At 63.8% G+C, this 16732-nt stretch carries 16 protein-coding genes; 8 read left to right on the top strand and 8 right to left on the bottom strand.

Features of this window, described 5'->3' with window-relative positions; all coding sequences use genetic code 11:
• Positions 1-3: 3 nt before the first annotated feature.
• The gene (locus tag GEMMAAP_RS13900; protein ID WP_026848707.1) at positions 4-444 is read right to left on the bottom strand and encodes a hypothetical protein; all 441 of its coding nucleotides are present in this window, start codon (positions 442-444) and stop codon (positions 4-6) included.
• Positions 445-530: 86 nt separating this feature from the next.
• Complete coding sequence (gene merB, locus GEMMAAP_RS21245; RefSeq protein ID WP_425482933.1) at positions 531-935, bottom strand: organomercurial lyase; 405 nt, start codon at positions 933-935, stop codon at positions 531-533.
• Positions 936-1181: 246 nt separating this feature from the next.
• On the opposite strand from merB, the gene GEMMAAP_RS13890 reads away from it, so the two are divergent.
• Together GEMMAAP_RS13890 and GEMMAAP_RS13885 are read left to right on the top strand one after the other, a co-directional pair.
• Positions 1182-2000 (top strand): transporter, encoded by an 819-nt coding sequence (locus tag GEMMAAP_RS13890; RefSeq protein WP_082821331.1) that lies wholly within the window; start codon positions 1182-1184, stop codon positions 1998-2000.
• A gap of 76 nt (positions 2001-2076) precedes the next feature.
• Positions 2077-4209, top strand: a complete 2133-nt coding sequence (locus GEMMAAP_RS13885) for a CHASE3 domain-containing protein (protein WP_026848709.1) — start codon at positions 2077-2079, stop codon at positions 4207-4209.
• A gap of 51 nt (positions 4210-4260) precedes the next feature.
• Here GEMMAAP_RS13885 and GEMMAAP_RS13880 read toward each other — a convergent pair whose 3' ends face one another.
• Both GEMMAAP_RS13880 and GEMMAAP_RS13875 read right to left on the bottom strand, forming a co-directional pair.
• Complete coding sequence (locus GEMMAAP_RS13880; protein ID WP_026848710.1) at positions 4261-5022, bottom strand: metallophosphoesterase family protein; 762 nt, start codon at positions 5020-5022, stop codon at positions 4261-4263.
• A gap of 43 nt (positions 5023-5065) precedes the next feature.
• Complete coding sequence (locus tag GEMMAAP_RS13875; RefSeq protein WP_075071529.1) at positions 5066-5452, bottom strand: ArsR/SmtB family transcription factor; 387 nt, start codon at positions 5450-5452, stop codon at positions 5066-5068.
• Between the two features lie 231 nt (positions 5453-5683).
• Between GEMMAAP_RS13875 and gyrA the strand changes: the two genes are divergently transcribed.
• The gene (gene gyrA / locus GEMMAAP_RS13870) at positions 5684-8116 is read left to right on the top strand and encodes a DNA topoisomerase (ATP-hydrolyzing) subunit A (protein ID WP_075071674.1); all 2433 of its coding nucleotides are present in this window, start codon (positions 5684-5686) and stop codon (positions 8114-8116) included.
• Between the two features lie 100 nt (positions 8117-8216).
• On the opposite strand, the gene GEMMAAP_RS13865 is transcribed toward gyrA, so the two are convergent.
• Complete coding sequence (locus GEMMAAP_RS13865) at positions 8217-8525, bottom strand: hypothetical protein (RefSeq protein WP_026848711.1); 309 nt, start codon at positions 8523-8525, stop codon at positions 8217-8219.
• Between the two features lie 181 nt (positions 8526-8706).
• Here GEMMAAP_RS13865 and GEMMAAP_RS13860 point away from each other — a divergent pair, with 181 nt between their 5' ends.
• The 5 genes from GEMMAAP_RS13860 to GEMMAAP_RS13840 all read left to right on the top strand — a co-directional run bounded on the left by GEMMAAP_RS13860 (position 8707) and on the right by GEMMAAP_RS13840 (position 13963).
• Positions 8707-9285: a hypothetical protein gene (locus GEMMAAP_RS13860; protein WP_145979147.1), complete on the top strand. Its 579-nt coding sequence runs from the start codon at positions 8707-8709 to the stop codon at positions 9283-9285.
• A 147-nt stretch (positions 9286-9432) separates the two neighbouring features.
• Entirely contained in the window at positions 9433-9756 is a 324-nt protein-coding gene (locus tag GEMMAAP_RS13855; protein WP_158514865.1) for a nitrogen regulation protein NR(II), read from the top strand.
• A gap of 72 nt (positions 9757-9828) precedes the next feature.
• Positions 9829-11262: an alpha-L-fucosidase gene (locus GEMMAAP_RS13850; RefSeq protein WP_082821328.1), complete on the top strand. Its 1434-nt coding sequence runs from the start codon at positions 9829-9831 to the stop codon at positions 11260-11262.
• A 237-nt stretch (positions 11263-11499) separates the two neighbouring features.
• Positions 11500-12351 (top strand): hypothetical protein, encoded by an 852-nt coding sequence (locus GEMMAAP_RS13845; protein ID WP_026848714.1) that lies wholly within the window; start codon positions 11500-11502, stop codon positions 12349-12351.
• Between the two features lie 73 nt (positions 12352-12424).
• Positions 12425-13963 carry a sensor domain-containing diguanylate cyclase gene (locus GEMMAAP_RS13840; protein WP_026848715.1) on the top strand — a complete coding sequence of 513 codons (1539 nt, stop codon included), beginning with the start codon at positions 12425-12427 and terminating at the stop codon, positions 13961-13963.
• 27 nt (positions 13964-13990) lie between these two features.
• Here GEMMAAP_RS13840 and GEMMAAP_RS13835 read toward each other — a convergent pair whose 3' ends face one another.
• The 3 genes from GEMMAAP_RS13835 to GEMMAAP_RS13825 form a co-directional block, all read right to left on the bottom strand.
• Positions 13991-14800 (bottom strand): sulfite exporter TauE/SafE family protein, encoded by an 810-nt coding sequence (locus GEMMAAP_RS13835; protein ID WP_158514864.1) that lies wholly within the window; start codon positions 14798-14800, stop codon positions 13991-13993.
• Positions 14770-15138: a DUF423 domain-containing protein gene (locus GEMMAAP_RS13830; RefSeq protein WP_026848717.1), complete on the bottom strand. Its 369-nt coding sequence runs from the start codon at positions 15136-15138 to the stop codon at positions 14770-14772. The genes GEMMAAP_RS13835 and GEMMAAP_RS13830 overlap by 31 nt, the downstream gene beginning before the upstream one ends.
• A gap of 70 nt (positions 15139-15208) precedes the next feature.
• Positions 15209-16711, bottom strand: coding sequence for a PAS domain-containing sensor histidine kinase (locus tag GEMMAAP_RS13825; protein WP_026848718.1), 1503 nt, complete (start codon positions 16709-16711; stop codon positions 15209-15211).
• Positions 16712-16732: the final 21 nt, after the last annotated feature.

The raw sequence follows: 16732 nt of genomic DNA, 5'->3' as shown, positions 1-16732 counted from the left end.
GGGTCAGTCGTCGAGTACGAGATCGCCACAGGCCAGCACCCGCGTAGCGGTTGGCGATGCAGCCACAGTGACATGAAAATCGCCCGTATCGGGAAGCGCGACAGGAAGGGTCACCGAGTTTACTCCCTTGGCCTCCTTCCCGATGCGAATGAGCGGAAAGCTCCCGGCGTCAGCGAATGCGCCGCGAGGAGTTGCGCAGCTGCCGCGCATGACGCGCCAGGACCGAGCCGCGCCCGGGACGTCTTTTCGTATGGCGAGCTCCACAAACGTGGTGTTGTCCGCCTTGCCGGCGAACATCTCGAGGTCACCGCGTAGCGTGGCGCCGTCGCGACCGATGGCAGTGCCAATCCAGATGAGATGCGGCGTTGCCCGGGCGGCAACGAGTGGGCCCACGCTGACCAACAACGCGAGAGCGGGGAGGAGCAGGCGAGACGGAGCGCGCATGAGGACAGGAGATGGGGGTAGGAGGGCAGCGCTTTATGATAGCTCCCTACAGCGCCACGCGACGCATACCCGCAACAGGCAGTCTGCTACGCGAGGGACCAGAAGGGCGACGTGAAGCCGTGTCGTTGGAAGAGTTCTTTCGCCTCTTCAGCATTTCGCTTGTGCCATGGCTCCCGGAGGTACGCACCGTACCAGTCACGCGCGAAGTCCCAGAGCTCCGGCAGCGGTACCACGGCGCCCTTCGGCAAGGCATGTCGCGCGCACCACCGATCGACGTCCGCCTCCGTGCGGAAGGGCTGAAAGCTCGCGCACGCATGAATCACGTTGTCCCACCATTGCCGCGGCGGGGTGGACAGGTGGAACAGCAGGCTGGGCTCACTCACTGCGCCGCCGCGTACCTGTACGACCACCGCGCCACGTTCGCCGCCAATCCGGGTGAAGATATTGGCGTCGGACGTTGTGGGTACAGGTAAAGATTGATCCCGGGCGATACGCAGATTCGTCAGGTTGAGATGCGAATTGCAAACGTATTTACTCGCTACCTACTGCGCGGTAAACAGGACGCAGTGCGCGTTAAAGATCTTCCATCATCCGCCCGATACCGGAAACAGGAACAGCAGCAGAAACAGGAAAAGCGCTCGGCGTGGTGAGCTCCTGCAATGCCTGCGCGAATCGTTTGCCTCGCGATGTGGTGAGGTGGGATTGAGATTGATCCACACCTGAGCACGCATCGGATAATGAGAAAGAGTGACACCAGTGCACCATACTTCGGACAGACGCCGCCTCGCGCCCGCGCGCTGCATTCCCTGACGCATTCAGCTATCGCCCTGCTCGCCGTGTTTGCCACGGTTGGAGACGTATCTGCTCAGGGTGTCGTAGGCTTTCGAAGCGGATTCACCGAAGGCAACGGCATTCCGCCGCGCAGTCGGGTGGATCTCGACTACGGCAGCTCCGCAACCAACGCGGCGGGGACCTGGGGCTTCACCGCCGGGGAAGTCACCGCCCACGTGCCGATGACCCGCCGCTTCGGCATGCGCCTCCACTTCAACTCGTACACCTGGGTCAGGACGCCCCAGGCAACGGTTGCGGGACGTGAGGACATGGGTATCGGCACCGCACTCCGTGTTCGTGACAACGTCGGCTGGCGTCCTGCCACCGCGCTGCTGACGCGCGTGGACATGCCGAGTGGCAGTCTGCCTGGACAGGGGAACGCGTGGAGACCCACGGTCAAGGCCGCACTGGCATGGCAGCTCCCCGCCGGTGTCTCGCTGGCCTCGAACCTCGGGCTTGCCGTGCCCGGCTCGCAAGGCGCCCGCTTTACGCAGGCGTTCGGCAGTCTCTGGTTCGGTCGAAATGTGAAAGGGCCTGTCGGATCGTTCGCCGAAGTCTTCGCCTTTGACCGCGAGGCGCGAAGCGGCCCGGCCACCCGCCACGTGCGCGGAGGGCTGACGGTGCTGGTGACCAACAGTTTCCATCTCGATCTGAATGCCAGCACGCAGTTCGGTACGCCCGCTCCCCGCCGGTCATTCGGGCTTGGTGTGAAACACCGATTGTGAGGCGCACTCGCGCAACGCCGTCGGTATCTCCTCGCCCTGCTCCTTCATTTCGCTCCAAACGGTCATCATGACTTTCATGAACAATTGGAAACTCCGGAAAAAGCTGCTCGTCGCCTTTGGCCTCGTGCTCTCGATCTTCACCGTGCAGTCCACGGTCGCCTACCGCGCGACGACCGCCAATGCGGAGGCGACACGGTGGACGGACCACACCTATGAAGTTATCGGGGTGGCCAGCGATGCCCTGGCGGCGCTCGTAGATATGGAGACCGGCTATCGGGGCTTCCTGGTCACCGGGCAGGAGCAGTTTCTTGAGCCGTACACGTCAGGGCAGCAGCGCTCGTCGGCTGCCCTTGAGCAGCTGATGAAGCTGACAGCGGACAATCCGGCACAGGTTGCGCGCTGGAATGACCTGATGGCACGCGCCGAGGCCTGGCAGGAGGAGATTACCAAGCCGGGAATCGAACTGCGACGTGGCGTTGCGAGCGGAATCGCGACCCAGCAGGACATCGTGGCGTTCGAGACCAGCGGCAAGGGCAAGGCTCACTTTGATGGCATGCGCGCGGTGTTTGCCGACGGGATTGGTGCCGAGCGCACGCTCCTGACGTCTCGCAGCGCGACGAGTGCGAGCAACGCGAAACGGCTTCTGCTGGTACTCGTTGGTGGCACGCTGAGCACAATCTTGCTCGGGCTGGCGATCGCCTTTGCGCTCGCCGGCAGAATCAGCCGTCCGGTCAACCAGCTGGCAATCGCCGCCAAGGCCATCTCGCGTGGTGAGCAGGAGGTCAGTCTGCCAATGGAATCGCGCGACGAACTCGGTGATCTGGCGCGGTCATTCCGTGAGATGGTGGCTGGGCAACAGGACATGGCGACGAGTGCGGCTGCCATCGCCGCGGGTGATGTTTCGACGGCAGTAAAGCCTCGCAGTGAGAACGATGTGCTCGGTCATGCGTTCGTGAACCTCCGCAAGACATTGGAGGCGCTCGTGCAGGAGGTGACGGGACTCGTGGCCGCGGCCAAGGTTGGACAGCTCGCGACACGGGGAAGCACGAAGGCTTTCTCCGGCACCTATCGCGATCTCGTGCAGGGCGTAAACGAAACGCTTGATGCGGTGGTCAAGCCGATCAACGAAACACTCGCTGTATTGGAGCGCGCAGCACAGCGCGATCTCACCCGCCGCGTGAACAGCACGTTTGTCGGAGATCACGCGCGACTCGCCGATGCGACCAACCTCGCCATCGGCAATCTCTCCAGTGCACTGCACGAAGTTGAGGTGGCCGCCGAGCAGATTGCCGGGGCCTCCTCACAGGTCGAGGTCGGGAGCCAGTCACTCGCCGAGGTCGTGTCCGCCCAGGCGGCGTCGGTGGAAGAGATTTCGTCGGCGGTCCAGGAGCAGTCCACGGTAACGACCCGCACGGCGGGACTTGCTCAGGAAGCCAGTGAGCTCACGGCCCAGGCGCGCAGCCGTGTGCGCCTCGGCGCGGAGTCCATGCGCGAGCTGGATGAGGCAATGACGCGCATGACCGAGTCGGCAAAGAAGACGGCCCAGATCGTGAAGCGCATCGATGAGATTGCCTTTCAGACGAATCTGCTGGCGCTCAATGCTGCTGTTGAGGCGGCACGTGCGGGTGACGCTGGTCGAGGCTTTGCGGTCGTAGCCGACGAAGTACGGCAGCTGTCTATCCGTGCCGCCGAGGCGGCGAAGGAGACATCGACCCTCATTGATCAGACAGTGGAATCCACAACGGCGAGTGCCGCGATCAGCCAACGCGTCGGGGACCATCTGACGGCGGTGCAGCACGAAGTGGATCGCGTCGCCACCGTTGCGACCGAAATCGCCGCCGACTGCACATTCCAGCGCGATCAGACCGGAGAAATCCGGAATGCCTTGCAGCAAGTCGGCCAGCGCACGCAGGAATCGGCCGCGAGCGCGGAGGAAAGTGCGAGCGCGTCTGAAGAGCTGAGCGCGCAGGCGTCCACCATGAAGGGGCTGGTGCAGTCCTTCATGGTGCGTGATGGGGCGGAGCAGCCGCGCGTGCTGGCGCGGCGGAATCCGCTGCAGGAGGTCTCACGGGCGATTCGCGAACGGCGTGCACCGGATCCGCTCGTTGACGAGTGGGCATCCATCGGGATGCCGGCCGGATCGGCGGGGACTCCGAAGACAAACCGGGGGATGGCACGCCCGGTGGAGGCTGCGCTCGACATCTTTTGAGCGGAGGCACGCGTACCGTAGTTGCCCCCACACGAGCAATCGCCGGCGCCGCTAGTGCGCCGGCGCCACCTTGCCACCGGTGCGCAGAAACTCTGCAAACTCCTCCGGTAGTCCGGCCGCAATCACGGCCGTCGCGGCCGCCTCCACGTCATACGGCACTCGTACGTGCGTGACCTGTGCCTCGCCCTCGCCGAGATCGAGCACCACGTAGCCTGCGCGCCAGTCGCCGTCCTTGGGGCGCCCCACGCTGCCGGTGTTCACGAAGTGCACACCATCTACAATGCGGTGCCACGGCTTGTGCGTGTGTCCAAAGGCCAGCACATCACCGGCCTTGAGCCCCGCTACCGCGGCCATCTTGCGGCAAAAATCGTCGGGGCGGTCTTCGGTGAAGTAGACCGTATTGAGCGTAGGCGTTCCGTGCACAAGGACGAGTCGCGGCCCGCTGGCGTGGCCACCGAACGGCCGGATGTCCAGAGAAAACGGCAGTGCTCCCAGATACTGTTTGGTGCCCGCCGTCACTTCACCACGCGTGTATTCGTAGCTGATGTGCGCCAACTCCTCCTGGCGAACGCTCTCCGACTTGCAACCGCAATGCTTGTAGTCGGTGGCCACGGTGGAGTCGTAGTTGCCGGCAATGCCGGCAACGCCGCGCGTGCGCAGGGTGTTCACCACCTCGTTGGGGAAGGGTGAATAGCCCACGAGGTCGCCCAGGTGGTAGATCGCCTGCACGTCGCCGCGCGCGTCAATGTGGGCGAGCACGGCGTCGAGTGCCGGCTGATTGGCGTGAATGTCCGAAATGAGCGCGTAGCGCATGGCGGTAGGGTTTAGAGAGCCGGCCAGGTGTGACGCCGAACGGTCATGTACAGCCGCCGGTGCCGCCCAAGGCCACTCGCTGTACGGCAGCGGCGCGTTCGGCGTCCAGCGAGGGAATTCCCGCGAAACAGGAACGGATGCAGGACACCAGCGTTTCGTGTACTGCATGGCCCGGCTCGGCCAGTCGGTAGTGCGCGAACTTCCATTCCCGCGTCATCGTGACCAGCCCCGCGCGGCGCAGGTAGGCCAGATGCCGCGAAATGGTGGGCTGCGGCAGCTCCAGCAGATCCACGATGTCGCAGACGCACAGTTCGCCGGCGGCGAGCACGTTGAGGATGCGCAGGCGGGTCGGGTCGGCAAAACCCTTGAAGAGGCCGTCGAGCGCATCCACGCTGGCGGACGACCGCTCGAGTGTAGAAGGAGGAGTCATATTTGTACGCACGTATCAAAACTGCATAGGCGGATATGATCGGTCAAGGCAAGCGCTGGAATCCATCGCAGGAGACCGCGGCGCCGTGAAAGTCACCATGGGTTCGCCTGCGCTGTGTCGTTTGTCGGTCACTGTAGTTATTGATTGTTCCACGCGGTTGCCGCGATGTCTTGCCGTGCAACCCCACCCCTTTCGGTTCTGTTAATGCCCCCGCGTACCAAAGCTGCCCCCATGCCCACGCCCCGACGCGAACGCGTCATGCCGCGTGAGGTCACCGACGAGATGCGTGATTCGTTCATCAATTATTCGATGAGCGTGATCACCTCGCGTGCGCTCCCCGATGTACGCGATGGACTCAAACCGGTGAACCGGCGCATTCTGTACGCGATGAACGAACTGGGGTTGGCGCCGGGGCGTCCGTTCAAGAAGGCTGCCACCGTCGTGGGCGACGTGCTGGGCAAATATCACCCGCACGGCGACAGCAGTGTCTACGACGCCCTCGTGCGCATGGTGCAGGACTTTTCCCTGCGCTATCCGCTCATTGAAGGGCAGGGGAACTTCGGCAGCATTGATGGCGACCCGGCCGCCGCGTATCGCTACACCGAGGCGCGCATGGCGGCCCCTGGTGTGGCGCTGCTGGAAGGGATCGATCAGAACACGGTGGACTTTGTCCCCAACTACGACGATCGCCTGCAGGAGCCGTCGGTACTTCCGGCCGCCATTCCCAACCTGTTGGTGAATGGCGTGAGTGGTATTGCCGTGGGAATGGCGACCAACATGCCGCCACATAACCTGCGCGAGATTGGCAAGGCGATCATCCGGGTCATTGAAGAGCCTTCCGTTGATCTCAGCGAGCTGCGCAAGATTGTAAAGGGCCCCGATTTTCCCACGGCCGGACTGATCGTAGGGAAAGAGGCCATCAAGCAGTACATGGAGACGGGGCGCGGGCGCCTGATCAACCGCGCGCGTGTCGTACTTGAGGCCAAGCCGGGGTCTTCGCGCGCCCAGTTGGTGGTCACGGAGCTGCCGTATCAGGCCAACAAAGCCCGCATCATTGAGCAGATTGCCGACTTGGTCAAGGAAGAGAAGCTGGTGGGGATCAGCGCCCTGCGCGACGAATCCGATCGCGAAGGATTGCGCATGGTGATTGAACTCAAGCGCGACGCAGAGCCCAAGAAGCTGCTGGAGCGCCTCTTCAAGCTCACCGGGCTGGAAACCACCTTTGGCGTCATCAACCTCACGCTGGTGCCTGAGCATGGTCGGCTGGTGCCGCGCGAGCTGGGACTGCGTGCACTGATCGATCATTTCATTGCGCACCGGCACGATGTGCTGGTGAAGCGCTCGGAGTTCGAGAAGAGCAAGGCCGAAGCCCGGCTGCACATCGTGGAAGGGTTGCTCATTGCGGTCAACGATATTGACCGGATCGTGCAACTCATCAAAACCGCCAAGGATGTGGAGCAGGCGCAGGCCCGTCTGCGCAAGGAATACGCGCTTTCGGAAATCCAGGCCAACGCCATTCTCGCGCTGCGCCTGGCCAAGCTCACCGGGCTGGAAGTCACGGCGCTCAAGACCGAGGCCAAGGAACTCAAGGCGCGCATCAAGGAGCTGATGACCCTGTTGGCCAACCCGGCCATGCGCATGGCCGCGCTGGCGGAAGAGGTGGCGCAAATTGTGGATCGCTTTGGTGATGCGCGGCGCACGGAGATTGTCACTGCCGAAGCCGCGGCCGAGGTTGCCGAAACCGTGGCCGACGCCGAGGTCGTGGGAGTGGTGACGTACGGTGGTCGGGTGTTGCAGGCCCCGCTGCCGTCGGGACGAGCGCGCAAGACTGACGCCGCCGAACGTGACCTGCCGCTTGACGAACTGCCCATGGTCAGGGGGCGGTTGCGTCAAACGGAATCGATGCTCGTCTTGTCGCAGGATGGGCAGGCCTACAGCATCCTGGGTGGCGAACTGCCCCCCGCCGCCCGCAGCGGTCGCGGTACGCCACTCAAGGACGTGGTGGAGTGGCCGCGTCAAGGAGCGCCGGTGCTCGGGGCCATTGTTCGCGACTTCTCACATCCGCTGTTTGTCACCATGGTGACGGCCACCGGCCAGGTGAAGCGTACGGTCATCAAGGAATTCAAGAACGCGCGACTGGCGGGCATCAAGGCCATTCGGCTCGACAAGGGCGATCGGATCATTGGCGCCGGAATCACCTCCGGGCAGGACGATCTCGTGCTGGCGACGGCGCTTGGGCAAGTGATTCGCTTCCACGAGTCGGACGTGCGGGACATGGGTCGGGATGCCGGTGGGGTCCGCGGCATTACGCTCAAGGACTTTGACCGGGTCGTGGCCATGGCGGTCGTGGGGCCACAGCAGGAGGTGTGCGTGGGGACCAGCGCCGGCTACGTGAAGCGCGTGGCGGTGGAGGCCATCCCCCTGCAGGGCCGTGGCGGACAAGGTGTGCAAATGGTGGCCGCGGCGGAAAAAGCCGGCTCGGTCGTCGGACTGGTGCCGGTCACGGTGGAGGCCGCAGCTTCCTTCATTACAGGCGCCGGGACCAGTGTGGCCGCCGACCTTCAAGAGCTGCCCATCGTGGGCCGTGCCATCAAGGCCACGCAATTGAGTGAATGGCCGGGTGGTATGACCTCCGTTGGATTTGTTGCAACATCCGACGAATAGTCTCCCGCTCATTCAATCTGCCGGTCGGTCACGCACCGGCAGCCCGACCACTGCGGAGCCCTGCCCATGACCACGGGACGGGCTCCGTTGTGCTCTCTGGTTACGCCGACTTCGCGTTCAGAGCCCGGACCAGCAACGATTCCCAGATCTGGTCAATAGCTTCCAGCGCCGCGATATCCACACTGGCACCGCTGAGTCGGTTGGTGAGTCGGCGACGATTGCGGTGGTAGTACTGCGCATACCGCGCACGCGCCTGCGCTTCCGGGAGATTCTTGACGTACCACTGCGTGACGACCGTCAACGTGGCTTCGTGCCAGGCGGACGCGGGGAGCGAGCCATCTTCATACTGCAGCACAAGGTCCCACTGCCAGGAGCGGTGTTCGGCGGTCGCGGTATTCTGATCGGACATGGGGGAACTCCGGGGCGCAGTGAACGGAGACAGGGGAATCACTTGAATAGTGTGAAGATAGTGCCCGCACCACCTGCTGGTGTGAGACCAACAGGTTTGTGACCCGCCGGGCCGACAGTTGGACCAAGATCCCATGCGGGAGCACTACGGGAGACGGATGAAAAGTACGACACTCTCACGGATGCCTGTTGAACTCCCAGTGCCCGAGATGGTGGCGCGCGAAGAAGCGCTGCGGTGGGGGGGGCTGGCGTTGGCACTGTCCCTTTCCGCGCTGTTCTTGCACACACGTCGCGGCTTCGGTCTGGTCGTGACGGCTCATTTGACGGCGGCCGTCGTGGGGCACTGGTTGCGGCGTGTTGGTGTCATTTCACTTGCCGACGAAACACGGGAGCCCTCCGTTCTTTTCGATGTCGGATCCACACTGCTGACCGTCTTCGGCCTCGGTCTGTGTACATACCTCCTCTGGGCGACGTTACGGAATTACCGCAAGGGACAACAGGAACTCGTCGAGCATGCCCGGCAATTGCTGGAGGCTCAACAGGAATCCCAGCGGATGCAGCGCCAGCAGCTGGTGGCACAGCTGTCAACGGCGTTGGCGGCCGAGGTCGCCGATGTGGTGCACGCCCTGGGTGATGGCGCCGATTTGCTCGCGCCGCAAATCACCGACATCCACGGCCGGCAGGTGCTCACCCACATGCGCACGGTCAGCACGCGCACGTCGCAACGGCTTCGCTTACTCGGCTCACTCGAAGCCAGCTAGGGCACGTCATCAACGCCAGCCAACGTCCACGAAGTCCTGACCCACCTCGATGAGACGCTTCCCACGTTGCTGGGGGCGCAGGTCTCCCTGGACGTCTTGAATACGTCGAGTGGACGCCCCCTCGTGCAGTCCGCGCGACTTGAGCAAGTGCTGATTCATCTGGCGCTGTTGGTGCGCGACAGCATGCCCGTTGGCGGAACCGTCACCCTGTGCGCGTATGACGGTCTGGGAGACGTGACCCGAGGTGACGGTCGTCGTACCCGGACGATTATCGAGGTGGGAAGGGTGGTCCTTTCGCGTGAACAGGATCCGTTCGCAACGACACGCTCGTCGGGGGAAGCCGAGGTGATGGATCTCGGCCTGGCGCTGGTACACCACGCCATTGGCGATGCTGGTGGCCGTGTGGACGTAGAGCGACGCGGGAATGTTGGCACCCAGTACATCGTGCAACTGCCCAGTCTGGCGGCGTAGGCCACCACACGTCCCGTCCGGCAGGTTGTTTGGTGAGGTAGCGCCCATGCATTCGTGCGACAGATTAGGGACATGATCTCACCGCTGTTTCCTACCGTTCGTCTGCAGCCGGGTGCGCCCGGCTCCTCACACGCCGCGGGTTTCCACTGCAGCCGCCGCGACTTTCTCACGGTGGTTGGCGCCGGCGCGGTGGGGAGCCTGGTGATCCCCTCGGCGCTGCAGGCGACCCCCGTGGCCCTCCGTCCGCGCCCGACGGCCGAGCAGTTGGTGTGGCAGCGAGACGAAGTGGCGATGTTTGTCCATTTCGGCGTCAATACTTTCACTGATCGGGAATGGGGAGACGGTACGGAATCCCCGGCGCTGTTCAACCCGACTCGGCTTGATGCCCGGCAATGGGCCCGCGCGGCCCGGGCCGCCGGTGCCAAGGCCATGATCCTCACGGCCAAGCACCACGACGGGTTTTGTTTGTGGCCAACGGCCACGACGACCCACTCGGTCGTGTCGAGCCCATGGAAGAACGGGAAAGGCGATGTGGTGCGCGAGTTCGTGGACGCCTGTCGCGCCGAAGGCCTCAAGCCGGGGCTTTACTGTTCCCCGTGGGATCAGAATCACCCCACCTATGGCGATACGCCACGGTATAACGACGTCTACATCGCACAACTCACCGAATTGCTCACCAATTATGGAGAGTTGCAGGAGGTGTGGTTTGACGGTGCCAACGGCGAGGGCCCCAATGGCAAGCGTCAGACGTATGACTGGCCACGCATCTGGGGGCTGGTGCGGGAGCGCCAACCCCGGGCCGTGATCTTTTCCGATGCGGGGCCAGACGTGCGCTGGATTGGCAACGAGCGTGGAGTGGCCGGGGAAACGTGCTGGAGTACGATTCGGTCATCGGCGGTCCCGTATATCGGCGCCAGCGGCGATGATGTCATCGCGGCGCTACAGCAAGGACACGCCGACGGTGACGTGTGGCGTCCCGGCGAGACGGACGTCTCCATCAGGCCCGGCTGGTTTTATCATGCGGCCGAAGATGCGCAGGTTCGGTCGGTGGAGAATCTGGTCTCGTTGTATTTCACCAGCGTGGGGCGCAATTCCAAGTTGCTGCTGAACGTGCCGCCAACACGTGAGGGGCTATTTCACACCACGGACGTGGAACGCCTGCACGGCATGGCGGCTGCGCTCAAGGCCTTGCGTACGCAACGCCTCCTCAGCGCGGAGGGCACCGGAACGGCACTCGACGCACACCGTCGGGTGCACGCGCTGCGTGTATCGTCGCGTACCCCCATCACGGTGCTTGAGCTCGGCGAGCGCATCGAGCAGGGGCAGCACATTACGGCGTGGCAGCTGCACGAGGATCGTGCGGACGGGCCTGTCGTTGCCTCCGGTACGACGATCGGCTATCGGCAGCTTCGGCGTATCGCGCCCTTGCGTGCGTCCCGGCTCTTTCTGATCACCACGTCGCTGGACGAACCCACCCCCGTGATGGTGAACGCGTACGCAGGGTAAGGCTGTGTACGCTTCCGCTGTCTGAACGATCCTTCATTGGGAAACGCCCGCTGAATCCTGCAGCTTGACGTCTGCGTAGACCTCGTGGCAGGGATGCGCCCAGCAACAGTACGCCGCCGTTTCGCGCGGCACCGTTCGCCTTCCTCATCACTACGTTCACTCCACGGGGACTGTATGTCATCGATTTGCCTGCGCGGGCTGTCAATCTCCAACACAACCGGCGCGCATTCCCGCGCGATGGCGGCGGCCGTTCTCTTGTTGTGCAGCGCGACGGCCGCCCATGCGCAGCGCGCGGTCGCGAACAGCACAACGCGTCACACGGGCACATCGGCGGCGGCGGCGTCGCGCATTGCCGGTGCCAACGTCGTGAATATCGTTACCACCGACTACGCGTTCGATATGCCGACCACCATCCCGGCCGGCCTCACCACCATGCGCTTGAGCAACAAGGGCAAAGAGTTGCACCATGTGTATCTGGTGAAGGTTGAGTCCGGGAAGAGTGGCAAAGATGTTCTTGGCTGGCTCAAGGCTGGCGGCCCGCCGCCAAAGTGGATGCGGCCGGTGGGCGGCCCCAATGCCTCCGCCGGCGTGACGGAATTCACCAGCGTACTCGCGGCCGGTGATTACGTGGCGTTCTGTGTCATCCCCAGCCCGGATGGGGCACCGCACATCATGAAGGGCATGATCAAGGACCTGAAGGTGACGCCGTCCAAGAACACGGCGCCGGCGCCCAAGGCCGATATCACGCTCACCCTCAGCGACTACGACTTTGCCTTCTCCAAGCCGCTCACGCCCGGAAAGCACATCATCGCGGTGACCAACGCCGGCCCGCAGCCGCACGAGTTCTTCTTTGCGAAGTTGCTGCCCGGCAAAAAACCCATGGATATGGCCATGTTTGCGGAGAAGCCGGTCGGCCCGCCGCCGGGTATGCCCATGGGCGGCATTACCGATATTCTGCCGGGAGATACGGTGTATCTCACGGTGGACATTCCCGCCGGTGAGTATGCCTTCATCTGCTTTGACCCGGATGCCAAAGATGGGAAACCGCACCTTGCGCACGGCATGATCAAGCAGATCTCGGTCAAGTAGCGACCGCGTCGGAGTTCAGGGACGAAAGGGAGGCGCCGACACTTCCACGGGCAGGTTTCCTACCTCTCCATTTATGCCCCCTTTCGTTCCTTACATCGCCGCCGCCGTTGGCGTAGGTCTCGCCTGGTGGGCCTTTCGAGCGAAACATCGCTCGACCATCGCCCTCAAGGAGGCTGTCGAGGCGCGCGATCTTCAATGCGCAGCGCTCGAGAAGGACTTGCGGGAGCACCGTGACGAGGTCCGCCGAGCCCGGGAGACCGGGTTTACGGTGCAGGCCCAGCTCTCTCGGCGGTTACAGGATGTGCAGGGAGAACTGGCGGAGAAGTCCCTGGACGTGGACCTCCTGAAACGATTTGCCACGGTCATCGACGCCCTCCCTGATCCGGTGGTCATGATCGCCCTGGATGGCGAGGTGACGTACGCCAATGCGGCTGCGCTCGCCCGCGCCCCTCGGGTACAGACGTGTCGTGGTTTTGGGATACTGCGCTACCTCACACCGGAAAGCGCGGCGCTGGTTCGCGGTGAGGGAATCCCTGCAGTGCTCGATAGCGGGGTGTGGCAACAGGAAGTGGATTGGCGCAATGCCGACGATGTCCCGATGCCACTGCATCTGACCATCGTGGTGCAGCGGGACCACTACCAGTATCCGGAAGTGTTTGTCGCCGTGGGGCGTGATGTGACGCGCGAGCGGCAGCTCCGTGATTCGCTGGCGGCGCGTGAATCGTTGCACCGTGCGGTTATTGACTCCCTCGCCGAAGGCGTTCTGGTGGAGGATCGCGAGGGGCGGGTGGTGGCGTGGAATGAGAGTGCACTCCGTATCCTCGGGTTGACCGACGATGAGTTGTTGGGGCACACTCCGCGTCACGAAGGGTGGCGCCTGTCAGGCGAAACCGACGAGGACATCGCCCCGGATAGCCTGCCCGTGGCCCGTGCTCGGCAGGGAGAACGGGTGGACGGAGAGCTGCTGCGCGTTCACCGCACAGACGGCGGGGTGCGCGATCTGTCCATGAATGCGCGCCCCATGTACGCAGACGACTTCGACGACCGCCCAGGCGGCGTGACCACGTTTACCGATGTCACGGCCCAGCGGGCAGCCGAACAGCAATTGCGTTTCCTCACCGAGCGCGATGAGTTGACCGGGCTGTTGAACCGTCGAGGCTTCATGGAGTCGGCCAGGCATCGTCTGGCGGCAGCACGGGCGAGCGGTGAGCGGTGCGCATTGCTCTATGGTGATCTGGATCGCTTCAAGAGCATCAACGACACCTTCGGGCACGCCGCTGGTGACGAGGCGCTGCGCGAAATGGCCGCCGTGATGTCGCAGGTGTTTCGCAGTGCCGACCTCACGGCGCGCCTCGGGGGCGACGAGTTCACCGTGTTTGTGAGCGGCGTTGGGGCCAGCGAGGTCGAACGCATTCTCGCGCGGCTGGAGACGGCGCTTCACGAGGTGAACGCTGCCCGTTCCAATGATGCTGCCACGGCGTGGGCGCTGGCCGCGAGCTTTGGTGCGGCGTACTTCACTGGCGGGCACACCTCGCTCGAAGAGCTGCTCAAGGAGGCAGATGCGGTGCAATACCACACCAAGTCGCGTCGCAAAGCCGCGCGCGCGGCATGACGATGGCGCGGCGTGAGCCGTGGCGGGCTACCGCGAAAGAAAGAGCCAGACCGCGCTGCCAATGCCAATGAGCGACACGGCTCCCCGCACCCACGCCTGCGGAACCTTCTGCGCCAGCCCGGACATCATGTAGCCGCCCACGCTTGACCCGATTGCCATGACCAGAGCAATCGGCCAGTTCACCAGTCCCTTGAGGGCAAAGGTGATGGCGGCTATCCCGTTGAAGCAGATGCCATTGAAGTTCTTGAGGCCATTCATGCGATGGATGTTGGTCATCCCCATGAGTCCGAACGTCGCGAGCATGACAATACCGGCGCCGGCCCCGAAGTAGCCGCCGTAAATGGCCACGAAGTACTGCGCGATGATCATGCCGCGCGTGGGCTCAATGGGTGCCGGTCCATGCGGGACTTCGGTAACATAGTGCCGGAGCCACTTCATGAACCGCGCCTGAAACGCGAACAACAAGGTGGCGCCAAACACCAGCCACGGCACAATGGCGCGGAACTGTTCATCGCTGGTTGCCATGAGCAGCCCGGCACCGGTGAGCCCGCCCAGCAAGCTGGGAATCGCCAGCTTCACGGCCCAGCGCTCGGCGCCTTCGAGTTCCCGCCGATATCCCATCATGCTGGCGAATGAGCCTGGCCACAGCGCCACCGTGCTCGTGGCGTTTGCCGCCACCGGCGTCACGCCCAGCCCCAGCAGCGCAGGAAAGGTGAGCAGCGTTCCCCCGCCGGCGATGGAGTTCACGGCGCCACTGATGGCGGAGACAGCGGCAATGGCGATGAGTTGGGTCGCCGTGGGGGCGTTCACTGCGCGCGGATGGCGAGCGCGAGGCACACCCATCCGGCTATGAAACACACGCCTCCTATCGGCGTGATGGCACCCAAGGCGCGCACGCCGGTGAGGGTCATGGCATACAGCGACCCGGAAAACAGCAACGTGCCGGCCACAAAGAGCCAGCCACTGGCGGTGCTCAGCGTCCCGGGCCAGCGACCTGCCACCCACGCCACGGCGAGGAGCGCCAGTGCGTGGTACATCTGGTAGCGAGCACCAGTCTCGAACACTTCCAGGAGGCGTGGTTCAACCCGCTCACGCAGGGCGTGGGCACCAAATGCGCCGGCGGCCACACTGATGGCCGCGGAAAGGGCGCCGATCGTCAGAAAGAGTCGTTCCATACGCGAAATGTACCGGATTGCCCACGGGGTGGTATGCCGCAAACGTTGCGGCACCCACTCGCGGTCGATGCTACGCGCTGGGGACCAGCACCCGCACCCGAAGCCCGTGTGGCTCGATGTTCTCAAGGCGGATGGTGCCGCCCATCATGGCCACGGCACCAAAGGCCGATGATAGCCCCAGGCCGGCGCCTACCCCAAGCGCCCCAATCGGCTTGGTGGTAAAGAAGGGGTCGAACGCGCGCTCCCGGACCTCATCGGTCATCCCCGGCCCTTCATCCATCACGTCGATCGCCACATAGCGCCCTGGGGGCAGCGCGGCCATGTATCCATCCTGCCCGATTTGCGTGATGACCTCCCGGACCGCCACCACGCGAATTTCTCCGGGTTCCGGGCGCACCATGCTGACCATGGCATCGCGGGCATTCAAGACCAGGTTCACCAGCACCTGTTCGAGTAAGGCCGGGTCGCCGAGCACGATCGGCGCCGGTGCCTCCACTGCCGTCGTCAAGTGTATCGGCGACGCCAGGGTGCGCTCCAGGAGCGCCGTCGCCGAGGCAATGACGGAATCCACGGCAAACGGTTGCACGGACGGCACTCGCTGCCGACCAAAGTCGAGCAGTCGCTGCACCAGCGTGCGTGCGCGCATGGACGCCTGGGTGATGTCATTGCAGATGCCGGTGACTTCATCCGACGCGGGAACGATCGATTGCAGATACTCGACGTTGCCCAGCACCACGGTAAGCAGATTGTTGAAATCGTGCGCAATCCCACCGGAGAGGCGCCCAATCGCTTCCAGCTTCTCCGACTGGCGCAACGCATTGGCAAGGCGCTGTTGTCTGAGAACCGCGTACAGTCTGTCCGCGGCCGGGGCCGCACGTTCGGCCACCGCCTCGGCCAATGCACACTGCGCCTCACCAAACGGTGTGGTGCGATGCCACAGCACGAGCTGAACCTCGAGCTCCCCCGAGGTGGGGAGGGGCACCACTCGACAGGTTTCGTCGGCCTCAAGGAGCTGGGCGTCCACGAGACGCTCCACCCCAGCCTGCAACACGTGCCAGTGCCGCTGGCCACGCGGGCGCATCCGCCAGAGCACCACATGTGCCGCAGTATACTCGCACAGTTCGTAGCAGATCCCCGCGCCCAGCTCATCCAGCGTACTTGCGTTCCGGATGACCTGCTCGGCGAGACGGCGGTGTGTAATGTCGCGCTGTATGGATACCCAATGCGTGAACCAGCCCTCTGCATCAGGAATGGGAATGACTTCGAACTCCACATCGAAGGGCGTGCCGTTCTTGTGATAGTTCGTCAGCGATACCCGCAGCGACTGCCAGGCATGCAGCGCCTCCCGCAACTGCCGCAGCACTTGCGGGTCCGTGCGTGGCCCCTGGAGGATGCGCGGGGTTAACCCGATCACCTCCTGGGCCGTGTAGCCGGTCATGCGCTCGAAGGCGGCATTCACAAACACGATGCGCGGGCCCGGTCGCTCTGTGGGCTCGGCTTCGGTGATGAGCACAACATCGTTGAGGCGCGACAACGCCTGTTCCAGCAGGGGCAGTACGAACGTGGCAGACACAAAAACGTGTTCAGGGAATAG

It is taken from the genome of Gemmatimonas phototrophica (genome assembly GCF_000695095.2).
Classification (GTDB): Bacteria; Gemmatimonadota; Gemmatimonadetes; order Gemmatimonadales; family Gemmatimonadaceae; genus Gemmatimonas; species Gemmatimonas phototrophica.
This window is presented reverse-complemented; position numbering and strand designations above follow the sequence as displayed.